Origin of the sequence: Microcoleus sp. Z1_A1, assembly GCF_036700305.1 — a bacterium.
Lineage (GTDB): Bacteria > Cyanobacteriota > Cyanobacteriia > Cyanobacteriales > Microcoleaceae > Microcoleus.
The window spans coordinates 16084-34372 of the sequence record NZ_JAUBOR010000015.1 but is presented as its reverse complement, the minus strand read 5'-3'; the positions used below and the strand labels follow the sequence as shown (position 1 = coordinate 34372).

Genomic DNA, 18289 nt, shown 5'->3' with positions numbered 1-18289 from the left:
AACACCACCCAAACCAACTACTTGCTCAATACCGCAGCATCCGTACTGCTAGCAAAAGCCGGACTGATAAACTCCTCCTTCTCTTCCAACGTGATGTAACCCTTATCTACAGCTAGCTGCATCACTTCCTGAAGAAAACCTCTGAGTGTATTTAATACGTGAGTGCGATCGCATTCAAAAACCTTTTCCCAACCAGAAGTTTCAAACTTCCTCAAATAGGAGTTACGCATGAGAACTCAGAAACCGGGTTTTTTGCGAGAAAACTTCGTTAGAGCCCGCAGATGCAGTAAAAAACCCGGTTTCTTTGGCGGAGTGCGTAAGTTCTGTTTATGTAATTTTCGCATATTAAAGTAGTAAGTTGGGCGAAGTGAAACGTAGGGTTCGTTAGCTCAACCCAACCTACTAATAAACTTACGGTGTCGGATTCGGATACTTAACGTGCACCGCATTGATTTCCGCTATGATATCCTTATCCAAATTCACATCCAAACTACCGATATTTTCCTCCAACTGTTCCAGACTGGTTGCACCGATAATAGTGCTAGTTACAAACCAGCGCGATCGCACATACGCCAAAGCCATCTGCGCCGGACTTATCCCATGTTTCCCGGCAATCTCAACATACGCTTTCACCGCATCATTCAGATTAGTTTTATCGTAACGCTGACCAAATCCAGCGAATAAAGCCAACCTAGAATTTTCGGGAATTCCATTCAAGTATTTACCCGTTAACAGCCCAAATCCCAAAGGACTGTAAGCCAGCAATCCCACATTCTTAAAACGGCAAGTTTCGGCTAAATTCAAGTGAAATGTCCGATTGCTCAAACTGAAAGCATTCTGAATCGAAACAACCTTCGGCAAACCGTGTTTTTCAGCCAACGTGCAAAACTCGCAAACTCCCCAAGGCGTCTCGTTACTCAAACCTAAATAGCGGATTTTGCCAGCTTTAATCAAGTCAGCAAATACCTCTAACTGTTCCAAAATTGGTACTGTTTCGTGTTCTTGGGCGCTGTCGTAATCCGGCGCGCCAAATAAGGGCACGTAGCGATCGGGCCAGTGGATCTGATACAGGTCGATGTAGTCAGTTTGCAAGCGCTTCAGGCTGTCATTCAGGGCTTTTTCGACATTTGGGCGATCGATCTGATTTTTCCCTTCCCGAATCCACTTTAATCGAGTGCTTCTGCCCGCCACTTTAGTCGCTATAATGACCTTATCCCGCTGCTGTTTCGCCAACCAATCGCCGATATATTCCTCTGTTTTTCCCTGAGTTTCCGGCTTTCCAGGGACAGGATACATTTCCGCCGTATCGATAAAGTTGATGCCTCTATCGATCGCAAAATCGAGCTGTTGGGCCGCTTCTGCAACGGTGTTCTGCTGGCCATAAGTCATCGTACCCAAACAGATTTCAGATACTGATAAATCGCTGTCGCCTAGTTTTTTGTATTCCATGAGTTTGATTGCGGGAAAAATATCTGATTCTATATTACAGAAAAACCTTGATTTAATTGAAAGCTCCAGAAAAGTGCGCGAGGCTTTCTCCTCTCTTCCTCTGTGCTCTCTGCGCCCTCTGCGGTTAAAAAAATAAAAAATATCCGCACTTAAATGTTAATATAAATAATTCGTATTCCTCTGATGTATGAGTAGTCGCCCGCCCAAAGTTCCGTTTGTAAACTTTTCCTTGCAACACCAACCAATCCAATCGCAAATAACAGCAGAAATTGGAAAAATTATCGAGCAAGGAGACTTTATTTTAGGTCAAGCACTCGCCGAATTTGAAACAGCATTTGCAGCAGCTTCAGGAGTAAAATACGGCGTAGGAGTGGCTTGTGGAACAGATGCGATCGCTCTGGGACTCCAAGCTTGCGGCATTAATCCGGGCGACGAAATTATCATACCCGCTAACACTTTTATCGCCACCGCGATCGCCGTCCTCCAAGCCAAAGCTATACCTATTCTTGTAGATTGCGACCCGGAAACCGCCCTGATTGACCTCACAGCAGCAGCAACAGCAGTTACCTCGAAAACTAAAGCAATTATCCCAGTACACCTCTACGGTCAAATGGTATCGCCCCGGCAGCTTTTAGATTTTGCGAATCGCCACGATTTAATCATATTTGAAGATGCGGCCCAAGCGCACTTAGCCGAAAGAGAAGGATACCGCGCGGGTTCCATTGGAAAAGCAGCAGCATTCAGCTTTTATCCCAGCAAAAACCTCGGTTCTTTTGGCGACGGCGGGATGTTAATTACTAACGATGCAGAGCTCGCAGAAAAAATGCGAACTCTCCGCAATTACGGAGCACCCAGCAAATATTTGCACACCGAAATCGGCAGCAACAGCCGCCTCGACAATTTGCAAGCCGCCGTGCTCAATGTTAAATTGCCTTACTTAGAAAAATGGAATCGCGATCGCGCCGCCGCCGCCCAACACTACAATAGTCTATTAGAACCCCTGAAACGCAAAGGCATTGTACCCATCGCCAACCACAGCAGCAGCGGTCACATTTATCACCTCTATGTTATCCAAATTACGGAGAAAAGCTCGCTCAACCGCAACACCCTTCAGGAAAAACTCGCCCAACACGGCATTCAAACAGGTATACACTATCCCGTACCTTGTCACCTGCAACCCGCCTACCAAAACTTAGGCAATCCGGGCGACTTCCCCCACGCAGAAACCCTGTGCCAACAAATTTTATCATTGCCAATGTATCCCGGATTGAGCAATACTCAGATCGAGCAAGTTGTTCGGGCGATCGTACTATCATTGAATTGCTAATTGTTCATAAAAGTTATGCGGAACCTGTTTCCAGCAGTAGAGTGCAGTTATAAAAGCATTTAAGTTCCGAATTAACTCACATCAGGCACCCATATCAAAAACCCGTAGGGGCGGGTTCACCAATAGCTTTAAAGGGTGCAGACAGGTTAAATAAACCCGCCCCCACCCTGCGCGAGAGTCCTTTATTGATATTGATGCCTGATGTCGGGAATTAACAAATCTTTAACTCACACTTTAAAACCCCAAAGCGTTGCGAATCCAGCGCGGCAATCTTAAAACTTCTCAAACCATGCAAATCCAGCGCAAAATTCGCATTGTTTTCAAGCGATACCTCCTGGGGGAAGGTATCACGGCGCTCCTAGTGCTGCTGTACGCCCCCTTGCTAGTACACTGGTACGACGGCTGGTTCAACAAAACCATCAGCCTCGAACACGAATATTTCAGCCACGGACTAATTGGTTTACCCTACGCAGCTTATATTGCTTGGATGAACCGAAAGTGCTGGCGCAACTTGCCCAATTCACCGCATCCTTTGGGAGGCTTTTTGCTGGTACTAGCCACGCTTTTTTATCTGAGTCGCTTGAGCGATTTAGTAAATTTATCCCTTCCCATAATGCTGGCCAGCATTTGCTTATCTTTAAAAGGAATTCCCGGCTTAAAATTGCAGGCGATGCCGCTTTTATTCGTATTTCTGGCCTCGCCAAACCACATTCCTTACCTCATAGAACCCTACGCCTTGCCCTTACAGCAATTCATTGCTGAAACATCAGGCTGGATATTAATTAAGGTTGGTATCAACGTGAGAGTGGAAGAAATTTATCTGTACGTGAACGATCGCATTGTAGAAGTTGCTCCACACTGTGCAGGCTTGAAAATGCTGTTTACCAGTCTTTACGTTAGCTTAATTCTGCTGGATTGGACGGGAGTTTGGAACTCGGGCAAAAAAAGTCTTTTGTTTTTAGTGATTACATCCATTATTAGCATCACTTCCAACATTTTTCGCAATACTTTGCTAACTTACTTTCACGGAACCGACAGAGAGGCGCTTTTTACTTGGCTACACGCCGGATGGGGCGGAGATTTGTATTCTGCTTGTATACTAGGGTTATTGGTACTTCTCCTCAACGGGATGGAAAAGTATTTCCCAAGTCAGTCTGGCAATTAATGAAACAGATGATTTCAGCACAGAAACTACTGCAGCGGTATCAATTATCTAAAATTATGGTACTGGTGTTTTTGCTGGTATTAGTTGGGGCAGTAGCAATTCCCGGCTACGCGACGGGAAGGTGGCCTTGGACAAACCCGCCAACCCTTGCCAACCTCAAGCAATTAAGAAGTGTACGCCAAAACGGGATAAAAATTCCTGGGTGGCAGGTTATAGCCGTTCAGAATAACGTCCAAATTGGCACTCACAGATGGTTAGTTCAAGAAATTAAAAAGGATAAAACAATTGCCATTTTATTGCTGTTGCCTCAAAATTACCCCAAAAACCAGCCCCAAGTAGAATGGCTAGATATCGATGGATTTCACCGATGGCAAACCGATTCTCATCGCACTTTGAGGTTTACAGTTAAATTAGCACCAATACCCGGCCAGCCACCGCCTACTGTCGAGGCGAGGTTTTTCCGAAGCTGGACTCGCCAACAAACTTTTGCTGTCGTGCAGTGGTACGCTTGGCCTAACGGGGGTTCTCCAACAACCAGTCGCTGGTTTTGGGAAGACAGCATTGCTAGACTCTCGAACCGCCGCGCCTCTTGGGTTGCTATCAGTATCATCCTTCCCATTCAACCCCAGGGCGACATTAAGATAGCTCAACCATTGCTGGAATCTCTTGCCGAAAGTGTCCAGGCTAAATTAATTACAGAAACTTTTCGGTTTTAGTAAGCAGGTAGGTGCAAATAAATCAGCCTAGGGCGTGGGCGAGTTTTGCCAAAATCTACTGCTTCCTAGTCAATATTCTAGTTCAACCCGCACGAAAATATCTTATTGTTTTTTGTCGTCGCTATATTTAGATGAAACTTACAAATCAGGTCATTATTCAAAATATTACTTTTTTAAATCCTCTGAAAATGCGGCAAAAATCCACTATTAAAAATCGCCTCGCTTTTTACTTGGCAGGCCTGCATTCCACTGTTTGGACTCTATCTTTTGCTGCTGTATTCTGGGGTTTTAATAGCAAAAATTTTTCGGAAACGGCTTTAGCTCAATCTGTTGTTCCCAGAGACGAGCGACTCGTGGCGCCACCGCCACCGCCTGTACCGCCACCGCCGCCTGCCAATTTCAACCGGGATATTAACCCAGCTTTTCGGAATCGGCCCTACCGCCTGGGGCCGGGAGACCAGATTTCTGTTCAAGTTCAGCGCTTCCCTGAGCTAGGTTTTACAGGTGCAATCAGCCCTGAAGGGGTAATTGTACTGCCGCTAATCGGAACAGTAAATGTGCGCGGTCTTACTGTCGAAGAATCACAGCAGCGCCTCCGGGAGCGCTTTGGTCAATTTATCAAAAATCCTCAAGTCTCGGCTGCTTTGCTGGTTCAGCGCCCCGTAGTGGTGACGGTGACGGGGGAAGTTGCCAGACCGGGTTTTTATCCGCTGCAAACTCCCCAGCTTCCTGCGGCTTTGGCGGCGGCTGCTGGGACTAATCCTACGGCGGAACTGCGAGGGGTGCGGGTGCGGCGGACTCTGCCTTCCGGTGCTGTGGCGGAGCAAGTTGTTGATATTTTGACACCGTTGCAAACTGGTATTGCTCCACCGGATTTGCGTTTGGAAGATGGAGATGCGATCGTCGTACCGTATAAACAGGTTACGCCCGATCGCAACTCCGATCGAGATTTGGCGTCCAGGTACAGCCTCGCTGCTGCTGCTGTCCCCGTCCAAATCACTGTCACCGGAGAAGTCAGCAAACCGGGTTTTTACACGCTTCCTGCGGGTTCTGGTCGAATTTCGGCTGCTTTGGCGATTGCGGGGGGAGTCACGGGAAAAGCCGATTTGCGGGAGGTGCGAGTGCGGCGGACGCTGATGGACGGCTCCTCGGTGGAGGAACCAATCGACCTCTACACTCCCCTAGCAAACGGTAACGATTTGTTCGATTTTCCTTTGGCATCGGGAGATGTGATTGTCATCCCGGAATTGGACGCTAGTACCAAAAACCTAGACTACGATAAAGCTCTGGTTTCGCGGTCTACTTTGATTAAGCCCAGGATCTACGTTCGAGTTTTGAGTTACGCTAGTGGTGGTTTGACCTCGTTCTATGTTGAAAATGGCAGTCGGTTTTTGGATGCTCTCAACAACTTGCCTGTTAATCTTGCTGACTTGCGAAAAATAGCCCTGATTCGGTTCGACGAAAAGCAAGGTAGAGCAATCAACCGTTCGATAGATGCTAAAGCTGCTTTGGAGGGCAATGTTTCTCAGAACCCGATGCTCGAAGATAATGATGTGATTGTGATTGGTAGGAATTTGGTAGAGCGCATTGGTTATGTAATCAATACTTTTACTCGACCATTCCGGGATACTTTGGGATTTATTCTGTTCTTTGAGCAGTTGAGAAATGGGGTAACAGATTTGTTTGGCCCATCACGTAATGAGAGGTAGTCATACCATTTTAGATTTAAGATTTAAGATTTAAGATTTAAGATGGAGAATGACTTAGGCGATATGGGTTTTAATCACCGACCGAAAGTTCTAAGGTTTTTGGGGGATTTGTAGAATTAGTCCGCAATCATTAGTTATCGTTAACACTTAGCAATCTAAAATCTAAAATCTAAAATCTAAAATCGTCATGACTTTATCAGTTGTTAAACGTTATTTAATTGCTTTCGACCAATACAAGTGGGTGGGACTGGCTACTCTCGCGGTGACTGTGGGGGTGTCGGGGGTAGTTGCCATGCAGCCAAAGCCTGCGCCAGTTTACGTTGCAATAGGTACGCTTGCTTACGACAGACCGAGCGTGATTTTTTCATCTACTACTACTAAAATCCAACAGGAAGGACAAGAAATAACTAAAGATATGCTGCTGGATACAAGGGTGGTTGAACCAGCAGCGAAAAAACTCATCAAACCCGAAGGAAAATTAAACAAAGAAGAAGCGGAAAAAGTAGAAGCTTTGGCTAAAAAGCTGGGAAAAGATGTGCAGATAAAAATGCCCAGTAAGAATAATGACCCCAGCGCTTTGATTCAAGTATTGTATAAAAATGCCGATCGCAAAAAAGCAGAAGCGGTAGTAAAGACGCTGATGTACGAAATGGTGGAACACAGCAAAAGTATTAATACTTCTAGACTGCGTGAGACGATCGCCCAAATTAACAAGCGTTTGCCGACAGTAACTCAGGAACTCAGAGAGACGGAAGCAAAACTTGAAGCCTACGAAAAACGAGAAGGAACTTCAATTTTAGCAGCTCAGAGCGGTGCACTGCCGCAAGCGATTACCAGCAGCCAACAGCAGCAGCGGCAACTCCGCGTGCAGTTGGGAGGAATTGAAGCTCAAATTAACAGTTTGCAGGATCGCTTGGGATTGAATGTGGAGCAAGCTTACGTCGCTCAAGCACTCTCTGCCGATCCAATTATTGCCCAACTGCGAGTGCAATTGTTTTCGATCGAATCTCAGCTCAAAATTCTCCGCAGCGACTTGCAGGAGGAACACCCGAAAATTGTGGAATTGCTTAAACAAAAACTTGCTTTTGAGCAGCAGTTGCAGCAGCGGCAGTCTGAGGTACTAGGCGGTAACGGGGTGGCGGCTCCGCTCAGAAGTGCCGATCGAATTCGGGTAGACTCTTCTTTAGATCCGGCTAGACAGCAGTTAGCTCAAACTTTGATTGCTTTGCAAACGCAGCGGGATACGGTGCAACAGCAACTCCAAGGAATCGAGAAAACTGAACAAGAATTGCGTCGGGAACACGCGACAATCCCCAACAAGCAGTTAGAACAAGCGCGGTTAGCCCAGCAAGTGGCGTTCAAAAAAGCTCTCTACGACAAGATGCAGTCGGCTTTGGTAGATGCTGAGGCGGCGGTAGCTGAGACAACGGGGAGTTTGAGAATCGCCCAATTGCCGCAAACTGATGACGTTGAGTCAAACAAGAGAGGTTTGCCCGTGATGCTGGCGGTGGGCGGCTTTGTGGGATTGCTGTTGGGCGGGGGGTTGATATTTTTGTTGGGGATGCTCAACGGCAAGTTTTACAGTTGGGAAGAAGTGCGGGCGGCTTTGGTGGAAAAAGAGGTGCCGATACTGGCAGTTTTGCCTGAAGTGACGGTGTTTGATTCCTACGGCGATGAAATAATGCCGCTCGCCTTGGAGGCAAATTCTCCCTATTTGGAGTTTTACGAGCGGTTGCGTACTAATTTGCGCCGGATCGGGAACAAACCGGTGAAGGTGGTGTTGCTGACTTCGGCGGCGCCTTTGGAGGGGAAAAGTTTTAGTGCTTACAATTTGGCAATTGCATCGGCTCGATCGGGTAAACGGACTTTGCTAATTGAAGCAGATTTGCGATCGGCTTCTAACGTTGAATCTTTGAAAATTGCTGCTGATCCTCTGGCGACTGTGGAACCTTTGCACTATTACGGCAATATTAGCGAGTGCGTCCTTTTGGTTCCAGAGGTAGAGAACCTATACGTTGTGCCGAGTCCCGGCTTTTTGCGGCAAGCCTCCGCCGTACTAGAATCCAGCGAAATGCGGAGATTGTTTGAGGATGTTCGCAACCGCTTTGATTTTGTGGTTGTGGATTCTCCGGCTTTGAGCGAGTGCAACGACGCGCTGACGCTGGAACCGTACACGGATGGTATGATTTTGGTGGCGCGGCCTGGTTACACTTTGTCTAGTATGTTGTCTGAGGCTGCAGATCAGTTGCTGGAATCTGAGGATGACGAGTCGCATAAATCTGGGCCGCGGCTGTTGGGAGCGATTATTAACGGTGCTGATATTCCGGTGAAGTTCCGCAATGATCTTGATATTGATGAATGGGAGTTGCCTGTGAGTGCGATCGGCGATCGGGCGATCGAAGTGCGATCGAGGCAATTACCGCAGCACTCAAAGCCTAAAAATAAGGCTATTAATAGTAAATTTAGATAATTTATCAGGCTTGATTATTGTAAAGCCATCCTCAAGCAAATGTGAATGTTTTGTAGGTGCAACCTAAGCAGGTTAAGCCGAAAGCACCGTTAACAGCCAGTCGATTTTAGATTTGGAATTGATATAAATTCCGGTGGCATTTGGAATGATTAAACCGCAGAGGACACAGAGAACACAGAGTCAGAGAACAGAGAGATGAATCATTTCTATTCTATGAGATTTGAGATTTGAGATTTGAGATTGATATCAATTCTGGTTGCTTTGGAATGATTAAACCGCAGAGGACACAGAGATCACAGAGTCAGAGAGCAGAGAGATGAATGATTCCTATGCTGCCGAATTTGACATTAAAAATTGACTCCACAGATTCATCTGGGATCGTGAACATTAATCTAAAATTTTTCGCTTGTCAACAGTCAACAGTCAATCGATTTTAGATTTTAGATTTTAGATTTTAGATTTTAGATTGACTTGCGCGAGATAAATGCTCTTTCTTGAGGATTTTAGATTTGAGATTTTGGATTGATTCCACGGATCAATCACGTGGCGGGTACCACCTTTGAAATTCGCTTGTCAACAGTCAACAGTCATTACTTGAAAATGTGTCATCGTCCTATTGATTGGATTCCGGGCGTTTGGAGTGTTTACTCTGGATAAACTGTTCCAAATCGGCGATCGCATCTTCAAAATCCGACAAATTAATTTTCGCAGGTCTAGTCTTCTTCGGCAAACTCGAAGACTGACTCGAAGGTTTAGCCGGAGGCGGTGGAGATTTCGGTTGTGCAGCTTGCGTGCTGTTCGATTCTATAGAATCGAACAATTCATCCAGGGACTCAAAAAATGATTGAGCCGAGGCCCGGCGTAAATCTTTCTGGTCGTCGTCATCCGTCATAAGCCACTCCATAGGGTCTAAAATTTGCCAACAAACTCTGTCCGCCCCGGCGCGTGCAGATATTAGACATGAAAACCGACTAAAACAAGCAGGAGGACAGAATTTAACCGGGCGATGGGAATGCCTGTGGCTGAACTTGCTGCCCCATATAAAACCTGCTGCGGGCATTGTCAGCCTTCAAACTATATTTAACTCTACACCCGCTTACTGAGTGATTTGAGACTTGGTGCAGACCCAGCTCAAAATCATTGACCCTGAAAAAATCTCAGTTAGGGCTCTTTCGTTGTCTAATTAACCCTAGTCTAGTCGAGAATAAGGAGACAGGACTTATGCAACTATTACCGCTGTTCAAGGGTTGCGATGGCAACGCGCCACCCCGAAAGGACGGAAATACGGTGTTTTTTGCTTGAGTCCTAAGATTTCAAAGGCATTAGGAGATTTTAAGGTGACTCAGGGATTTGATTACGATTTAGCAATTATCGGCGCTGGCGTGGGCGGACACGGGGCTGCCATACACGCGGTTAGCTGCGGGCTGAAAGTGGCAATTATCGAAGCAGGGGACATGGGGGGGACTTGCGTCAACCGGGGCTGCATTCCCTCGAAGGCGCTGTTGGCGGCTTCCGGGCGGGTGCGAGATTTGCGGAATGCCCACCACCTAAAGACTTTGGGTATTCAATTGGGCAGTGTGGATTTCGATCGCGGGGCGATCGCCAATCACGCTAATACTATTGTTAGCAAACTTCGTGGCGACTTGACTAACAGCCTCAAACGTTTGAACGTCGATGTCATCCAAGGTTGGGGCAAAATTGCCAGTGCTCAAAAAATTACCGTCGAAACCGATAAAGGCGAGAAAACTATTACCGCCAAGGATATTATTCTCGCTCCCGGTTCGGTTCCCTTCGTCCCCCCTGGGATAGAAATTGATGGCAAAACTGTATTTACCAGCGATGATGCTGTCAGGTTGGAATCGCTACCGAAGTGGATTGCAATTATTGGTAGCGGCTATATCGGTTTGGAGTTTTCGGATATTTACACGGCCCTGGGCTGCGAAATTACGATGATTGAAGCTTTAGACCAATTGATGCCGACTTTTGACCCGGATATTGCTAAGTTGGCAGAACGAGTGTTAATTGCACCCCGCGATATTGAAACAAAAGTGGGTGTTTTGGCGAAGAAGATTACTCCTGGTTCGCCGGTAATTATTGAATTAGCTGATTTCAAAACTAAGGAAGTTGTCGAAGTTTTGGAAGTTGATGCTTGTTTGGTAGCAACTGGTCGGGTTCCTGTGAGTAAGAATTTGGGGTTAGAAACTGTTGGCGTGGAAACGATGCGCGGTTATATCCCAGTTAACGATAAGATGCAGGTTTTGGCGGCGGGAGAACCGGTGCAAAATTTGTGGGCGATCGGCGATGTTAATGGCAAGATGATGTTAGCGCATTCTGCGTCTGCTCAGGGAATTGCTGCAGTGGAAAATATTTGCGATCGTGCCCGCGAAGTTGACTATTTGAGTATCCCGGCGGCGGCGTTTACTCACCCGGAAATTAGCTATGTGGGGATGACTGAACCTGCGGCGAAGGAGTTAGGAAAAACTGAAGGGTTTGAGGTCGGTTCTGTCAAGAGTTATTTTAAGGGAAATTCTAAGGCTATTGCGGAGGGTGAAACTGACGGTATGGCTAAGGTGATTTACCGGAAAGATACTGGGGAGTTGTTGGGAGTTCACATTTTCGGTTTGCACGCTGCGGATTTGATTCAGGAGGCGGCAAATGCGATCGCCCAGCGCGATTCTGTTAATACTTTAGCATTCCGAGTTCACACTCACCCGACGCTTTCGGAAGTGCTTGATGAGGCGTTTAAACGGGCGGCTGGAGCGGGTAGTCATTAATTTGTAGGGGCAGTTTTATTGTTTTAAATCCCCGGCTTCTTGAAGAAGTCGGGGATTTAAGTATTCTGTTTTAGGGCGGTGGTAGAGCAAGTTAAAGGAGATGAAAGTGCTCGCAATTGCATCTTTTAGCATTCTCGCTTAACAGGCTTTCCTGCCTGTTCCACAAAGAGTAAGTTTTTTTGTGGGGAGTAGGGTTTGGGCTTTAATTCTTTAATTCCTTGTATATTCAGAAGCTCTGTTAGAACTTTAGTACCTTTTTTGTGGTGATGACTATAATTCGCTCCCCCAAACTAAGAGTGACTATTTATAGTTAACAATCAAACTCGCTTAAATGTCAAGCCTGAGAAGGACTTGATTGGCATTTTGACATATTTGTTCAATTGATTTTACTGATTTAACTATTGATTTAGCATAGTAAGGAATGAGAATTAAATAACTTCCACTCTTGAAAGTGGGATGGGCGTCCCGCCCGTCATGAGTGGACGGGCGGGACGCCCATCTCACAATAACAATTAAAATTGTAAGTTATTTAATTCGCGATTTTAAGTAACGAAGAAGCTAATTTTAGCTCAAATTTATTCCCAATCAAACTGCCTCCCAAAATATTGCTCTAATTCCTGATTGTAAGGTCGGAAATAATCGCTCAACCTGTCGCGAACCGATCGATCGATCGGCTGGTAAGAACCGGGATTAGCATTTTGGTATTGAGACAATTGATATTCCGGCAAATCTAAGAATTCTAAAACTTGCTTGACGGTTGTCGCCGCACCTGCATAAAAATCTTCGCTTTTCAAAATTAACAACTGTTCTTGGGGAAAGAAAGTCCGCCAGTTTTTGATAAATTCTATGTACCTACCGCGAGCTAAATAATTCCCCGGTTCCTCGCCGATGATGTATTCTGGATTTTGATTCAACCGTTCAATTTCATCGCTAATTACTCGATCGAGCGATCGCGCTTCCCAATTTAAGTCAGTCAAGCGGTAGAATTGAGAAATCGCCCGATCGACCGGATTTCGCAAAAGTACAATCAGCTTAGCCTCTGGAAACGCGGTGTAGAGACGTTCCGGTGCTTCCCGATAGTCAAAATAGCTCGGACTTGCTTCGCCCGTCAAAAATTCCTCTCCCGAAGGCATTGGGGGAAAATGAGCCAAATACCAATCAATCCCTCTGTCAAAGTGCCACGAAAAAAAATCCATCTCCTTTTTAATCGGAGTCAAAATTTGCGGGTGTTGAGCTAAATAAGTATACAGAGAAGTCGTCCCGCACCGCTGAGAACCAATAATTATAAAGTTAGGAACTTTAACGGCTTTTAAGTTCCAATTTTGTGGAACAAGCATCTTGCCTGTATCTGCTTGTGGAACAGGCATCTTGCCTGTCTCTGCTTGTGGAACAAGCATCTTGCCTGTATCTGCTTGTGGAACAGGCATCTTGCCTGTTCTCTTACTGAGAATAGATGCCAAACTTTGTTTGTAACTGACAGTTCGATAAAAATCAATCGCCTCAGCAATTTTACCTTGCCTCGTCAAAGCTTCGCCCAAATTCAGATAAGGCCAAAAAGCCTCCGGTTTAGCTGCAACAACTTCGCGGCACAAATTTTCAACTTCATCTAACTTGTCTTGCTTAACAAAAACTTCCCACAAATTGTAATAAAACCACCAAGGAAGATCGGGATTTATTTCTATTGCTTGGAAAAATGCCGCCGCCGCTTCCTCCCAATATTTTTGGTGGCTCAGAACAGCACCTAAATTATAATAAGACCAGCAATCATCTGGTTTTTGGGCGACAGTTGCGCGAGATGACGCTAATGCGCGATCATACTTTTCTTGCTGCTGCAACAACTCCTCCAATTCCGCTGACAGACTTGCACAAATAGGCAATTTTGTCAAGAGCTTTTGGTAAAAAATAATTGCACTTTTTGGGCGATCGTACTTGGCTAAATTCTCTCCTAACTGCAAATAAAACTCCCAATTTTCCGGTGTAATTTGCAATTGATATTGTTCTAAAACCAACTTTAAATCCGACTCAGTTTGTCTGAGAGCATATCCCAACTTCTCGTAACTTCCCGGCAAATCTCCGTCAATTTCAATAGCTTTTAAATACGTAGCGATAGCTTCATCCCACTGTTTGAGTTTAGTTAAAGCGTCGCCTAAATTGCAAAAAGACCAAGCAAAATCAGATTTGAGTGCAATCTCGCAGCGGTAAGCAACAGCAGCTTCTTCCCATTGCCTAAGTTTCAGCAAAGCATCGCCCAAATTGTGATAAGACCAGGAAAAATATGGATTTAACTCAACAGCTTTTTTGTAAGCAGCGACAGCTTCCTCCCATTTTTCAAGTTTCAGCAAAACATCGCCCAAACTGTGATAAGACCAAGAAAAATTAGGATTTAATTCAATAGCTTTTTTGTAAGCAGCAACAGCCTCATCAAACCGACCGCTTTCTTGCAGGGAATTACCCAAATTGTGGTAGTTATTATCCATGCAAAACTCCTGCAAGACTCAGTAATTTTTCCAGCGAGTTCAAATCCACCCGCATATCTTTATGTCCCGGACATTTCTGAATTTTGTCATCCACCAATTCGCCAAGTAAATAGTAATGTTCCAGGCCGCACAAATTGCTAATCATCCAATAACAATGCGGCACGTAAAGGGGAGAAAAAAGCTCAATTACCTTGGTTCCCGGACTGCAAAAAACTAGATTAGTCAACCCCCCTCCGTGAGGTGCGATAACTACTTTAGCAGCAGCTAAACATGATGCTTGTTCCCCTACCGACATCGTTTCTAACTTGACACTGCGAAACCCAATTTTTTCTAAGTATTTAATTACCTCTTCCTCGTTGACGAGTCGCCGATAAGATGCTTGTTTACGGGTGATATAAATTCGCTCTGAATAGTCTGTGTTTAGTGGCTGTTTTTCATTTAAAAATGTCTGTTTTAGATATTCACACTTCCATTTTGAAACTGCCCCAGATCCGTCATAAGATATTGAAGGAACTATTAATTTATCAGCGGTAATGTGTAAATTGCAGCGACTTTCTAAAATTTTAGCTTGAGGAATTCCTAAAATCTCTAAAGTTTCTGCTTGATAGGAAGAATCCGAGGCATTGACAACAAACTTATCTATAGTTTCTATCAATCCGCTCCGCTGCAAAAGGTCAAATCGCGTAATCACATCAAACATCCAATGAAAATAAGCGGCTCCACCCCAGCGAGCAGATAAAAAAGCCACATTTCCATCGACGTGTTCAGCGGGAGGCAATTTGTCGGAAGTGATTACCAATTCAGCACAACCCATTGAAATATCAGTAACAAGTTTATTGTTTGAAGTAATCACGGCGGTAGTCACCACATCTGCCCAAGCTCGTCCGTTTGGCAATACGGCAACAAAAGCTTTTCTGGAATGACTTTGATGCTCCCAAAATCTGTGGCTGCTGTCGATTGTTTTGGAATCAGATAAATTAATTTGACTCGCAGGATGGATGTCAATGCAGGTGAGGTGCGGATTCGATTCTGCTGCAACGATCAAATCTTCTGTAAACCCACAGTATTTTTTGAGAATTCTTAAGGGTAAGATTTGATTGCTGTATTCTCCCCGCTCGCTCTCATCGACTTCTCCTTTTTGTTCCAGAGCATAACCTATGTTATCGTAAACTTCAAACAAATCGGGTTTAATTTGCAGGGCTTGAACTAAATTAGCGATTGCAGGTTCCCACTGCTGTTTAGCCATTAAACTCAAACCCAATCCTTCGTAACACCAACAGGATTTTGGATCGAGATTGATACCTTTTTCGTAAATTGCGATCGCCCTTTCCAATTCCCCTTGATTCCGCAGTGCATCACCCAACTTTTTGTACAGCCAACTATGATCGGATTCTAGCTCAATAGCACCACCAAAAGCCACTGCTGCTTCGGGCCAATTTTCTTGGAATTCCAGAACTTCCCCCAAACAATTGTACAACCAACAATCATCGGGATTTAATTCAATAGCTTTGCGGTAAGCCGCCGCCGCTTCTTCCCAGTTTTCCAATGCAATCAAAGCCTTACCTAATCTGTCGTAAGACCAACAAAAATCGGGATTGAGTTCCACTAACTTGCGGTAAGCAAGGGCAGCTTCTCCCCAATTTTCCAGTGCAACCAAAGCCTTACCTAATCTGTCGTAAGACCAACAAAAATCGGGATTTAGTTCAACTAACTTGCGGTAAGCAACAGCAGCTTCCTCCCACTCAGAAAGCTCCATCAGCACATCGCCTAAATTGTTGTAAGTCCAACAAAAATTGGGATTTAACTCAATAGCTTTGCGGTAAGCAGCAGCGGCTTCCTCGTGTTCCTCAATCGCCTGCAAAGTTTCCCCCAAAAAGTGGTAAGACCAACTAAAATTAGGGTTGAGTGCGATCGCCCCTTGGTAAGCTGCCCGAGCTTCCTCAAACAGTTCTTTCTCTTGCAGAGCTTTACCCAACTTGTGGTAAGTTAAGTAGTTGCCCGACTTAATTTTAATAGCTGTTTGATAGCGGGCGATCGCCTCATCCAAATAACCCGCATTTGCCGCAATATCCCCCAACTTTTCCCAACCAAGAGACAACAAAGTTTGCTCGGCGCCCAAACTTTGATTGCCGATTTTTTGGACAATCAGTTGATAGCCTTTGTGTACTACTTCTAACTGACTTCCAAACATCTCCAAAAAAACATCTATCCCAATTTTAGTATCTTGCTCCGGGCTGTCGGGAAACGTAAACTCGTAATCATCAAAAATCATCAAGCCCCCAACTTTCACCAACCTCCAAGATAAAATCGCATCTTGCAGAGCACTTGTGGGTTTGTGACAGCCGTCAATGTAAGCAACATCGTAATATTCCGAATTTAAATTCACTAACAAATCTTGAGAGTAACCTTCTAATTCAATTACCCGATCGGCTGCTCCCGTTTTAACAATATTGCCCTTAAAATGTTGTTGAAAATACAAATCAATACAAGTAATCTTTGCCGTCGGATGAGTTAAAATATTATCCAGCAGCCAGCAAGCCGACATTCCCTGAAAACTGCCGATTTCCACAACTTGAAAATCCGTAATCCCGGTAAATTCCTGCAAATGCCGTTTCCAAATAGGAATATTGTGGGTAAACCAATCTTGGGTAAATTGATAATCTTTCGCCGCACACTCAGGCCAACTCCTCAATTCTGCCGCTTTTTGGTGGCAAATAATTGCTTCTTCCAATTCCCCTAATTGGGGTAAAATATTTCCTAAATCGTTGTAAGGGTTAGAATTGCTCGGATCGATTTCTATTTGGCGACGGTAAGTGGCAATTTGTGCGTATAACTCCTGTTGTTTCGCCCGAACCTCCTGGAGTTTTGCAACAACTTCCGCAGCATTGGGTTCAATTTTCAGTGCCATGCTATAAAATACGATCGCACCTTCCAACAGCTTTTGTTTCGCTAAAATATTGCCTAAATTTATATAAAACTCTGCTCCATCTAACTCAATTCCCAGCAATTTGTGGTAAATTTTCCCGCTGGCAAGTACCTCGATACCTTGACAATAAGTTGCGATTGTGCTGTCTAAACCCGATTCGCTGCGCTTCCGCAAAACATATCCCAACCTCTGATTGATTCCCGTCAAATTCGGCTCAATCTGAACCGCGTGCAGGTAAGCAGCCACAGCTTGATCCCAGGATTGTTCACTGGTTAATGCAATTCCCAAATTGACATAAAACCAAGGAATATTGGGATTTAATTCAATAGCTTTGCGGTAGCAAATAATAGCTTCTGGCCACAGTTGTTTTTGAGCCAAAGCTTCCCCTAAACAATTGTATGCCCAGTAGGAATTATCATTAATTTCAAGAGCCTGACGGTAACATTTAATAGCTTCATCCAACTCGCGCTTCTGCACCAAAACATTACCTAAACCCACGTAAGCACGAGCATAATTTGGATTGAGTTCGATGCTTTTGCGGTAACAGGCGATCGCCCGATCTAATTCTCCTCGCTCCGCCCAAGTCTTACCCAAACTGTGGTAAGATTCAAACGAATTTGGATTGATGGCAATGGCTTGTCGGTAATTGGCGATCGCCTCATCCCACCGTTTTTGGCCAATCAGCATTTCCCCCAAATTGTGATAAGCTGTTGCCAGTTGCGGGTTTAACCCAATTGCCCGGGAATAACATTCAATAGCGCGATCGAACTTTCCCAATTCAACCAAACTATTTCCCAGAGTGACGTGCTCCTCAGCAGTTGCCCAATTCGGCTCAATATTAAAAGCTTGATACCAACAGTCTGCCGCCTCTTCTCGCTTCTCCAACTGCGTCCAAATTCTCGCCAACTGCCGATAAACAGCAGCAAAATTCGGCGCTAGCGAAATCGCTTTTTCACAATTGGCGATCGCCTTTTCCCACTGTTTCCCCTGAGAATACAAAATGCCGAGATTAGCATAAACTTCCGGCAAATTTGGATTGCGATCGATCGCCGCTTCATACCACTGCTTAGCTTGCTCGATTTCACCTCGAACCTGCATCACCTTTCCCAGCGTCTGACAAGCTGCCGCCAAATTCGGTTCAATTTTCAACGCTGACTCGCAAGCAGCAACTGCCTCATTTAACCTTCCTTCGGCTAAATAAACTTCTGCTTGCCGACTCAAATCAACCGCTGCCTTTTCCATCTTCTCAATCGAGGGCATAATTAAACTTGCTCCA

The 18289-nt window shown here is 45.1% G+C and carries 11 protein-coding genes; 6 read left to right on the top strand and 5 right to left on the bottom strand.

Going from position 1 to position 18289, the window contains the following annotated elements; all coding sequences use genetic code 11:
• Positions 1–17 precede the first annotated feature (17 nt).
• Entirely contained in the window at positions 18–230 is a 213-nt protein-coding gene (locus tag QT973_RS12395) for a hypothetical protein (RefSeq protein ID WP_333391424.1), read from the bottom strand.
• A 181-nt stretch (positions 231–411) separates the two neighbouring features.
• Positions 412–1449, bottom strand: coding sequence for an NADP(H)-dependent aldo-keto reductase (locus QT973_RS12390; protein WP_333391422.1), 1038 nt, complete (start codon positions 1447–1449; stop codon positions 412–414).
• Between the two features lie 187 nt (positions 1450–1636).
• Between QT973_RS12390 and QT973_RS12385 the strand changes: the two genes are divergently transcribed.
• The 5 genes from QT973_RS12385 to QT973_RS12365 all read left to right on the top strand — a co-directional run bounded on the left by QT973_RS12385 (position 1637) and on the right by QT973_RS12365 (position 8836).
• Positions 1637–2776 (top strand): DegT/DnrJ/EryC1/StrS family aminotransferase, encoded by a 1140-nt coding sequence (locus QT973_RS12385; RefSeq protein ID WP_333391421.1) that lies wholly within the window; start codon positions 1637–1639, stop codon positions 2774–2776.
• 289 nt (positions 2777–3065) lie between these two features.
• Positions 3066–3941 carry a cyanoexosortase B gene (gene crtB / locus QT973_RS12380; protein ID WP_333056500.1) on the top strand — a complete coding sequence of 292 codons (876 nt, stop codon included), beginning with the start codon at positions 3066–3068 and terminating at the stop codon, positions 3939–3941.
• Positions 3941–4657 (top strand): cyanoexosortase B system-associated protein, encoded by a 717-nt coding sequence (locus tag QT973_RS12375; protein ID WP_333391419.1) that lies wholly within the window; start codon positions 3941–3943, stop codon positions 4655–4657. Before crtB ends, QT973_RS12375 begins: the two co-directional genes overlap by 1 nt.
• Before the next feature lie 131 nt (positions 4658–4788).
• Entirely contained in the window at positions 4789–6366 is a 1578-nt protein-coding gene (locus tag QT973_RS12370; protein ID WP_333233570.1) for a polysaccharide biosynthesis/export family protein, read from the top strand.
• 187 nt (positions 6367–6553) lie between these two features.
• Positions 6554–8836, top strand: a complete 2283-nt coding sequence (locus QT973_RS12365) for an AAA family ATPase (RefSeq protein ID WP_333209192.1) — start codon at positions 6554–6556, stop codon at positions 8834–8836.
• A gap of 613 nt (positions 8837–9449) precedes the next feature.
• On the opposite strand, the gene QT973_RS12360 is transcribed toward QT973_RS12365, so the two are convergent.
• Positions 9450–9740, bottom strand: coding sequence for a hypothetical protein (locus tag QT973_RS12360; protein ID WP_333056496.1), 291 nt, complete (start codon positions 9738–9740; stop codon positions 9450–9452).
• Positions 9741–10173: 433 nt separating this feature from the next.
• On the opposite strand from QT973_RS12360, the gene lpdA reads away from it, so the two are divergent.
• On the top strand, positions 10174–11610 hold the full coding sequence (gene lpdA / locus QT973_RS12355) for a dihydrolipoyl dehydrogenase (RefSeq protein ID WP_333056495.1): 1437 nt from the start codon (positions 10174–10176) through the stop codon (positions 11608–11610).
• A gap of 575 nt (positions 11611–12185) precedes the next feature.
• On the opposite strand, the gene QT973_RS12350 is transcribed toward lpdA, so the two are convergent.
• Both QT973_RS12350 and QT973_RS12345 read right to left on the bottom strand, forming a co-directional pair.
• A complete protein-coding gene (locus tag QT973_RS12350; protein WP_333056494.1) occupies positions 12186–14087 on the bottom strand; it encodes a tetratricopeptide repeat protein in 1902 nt (633 codons plus the stop codon).
• Positions 14080–18273 carry a tetratricopeptide repeat protein gene (locus QT973_RS12345; protein ID WP_333391416.1) on the bottom strand — a complete coding sequence of 1398 codons (4194 nt, stop codon included), beginning with the start codon at positions 18271–18273 and terminating at the stop codon, positions 14080–14082. The genes QT973_RS12350 and QT973_RS12345 overlap by 8 nt, the downstream gene beginning before the upstream one ends.
• Positions 18274–18289: the final 16 nt, after the last annotated feature.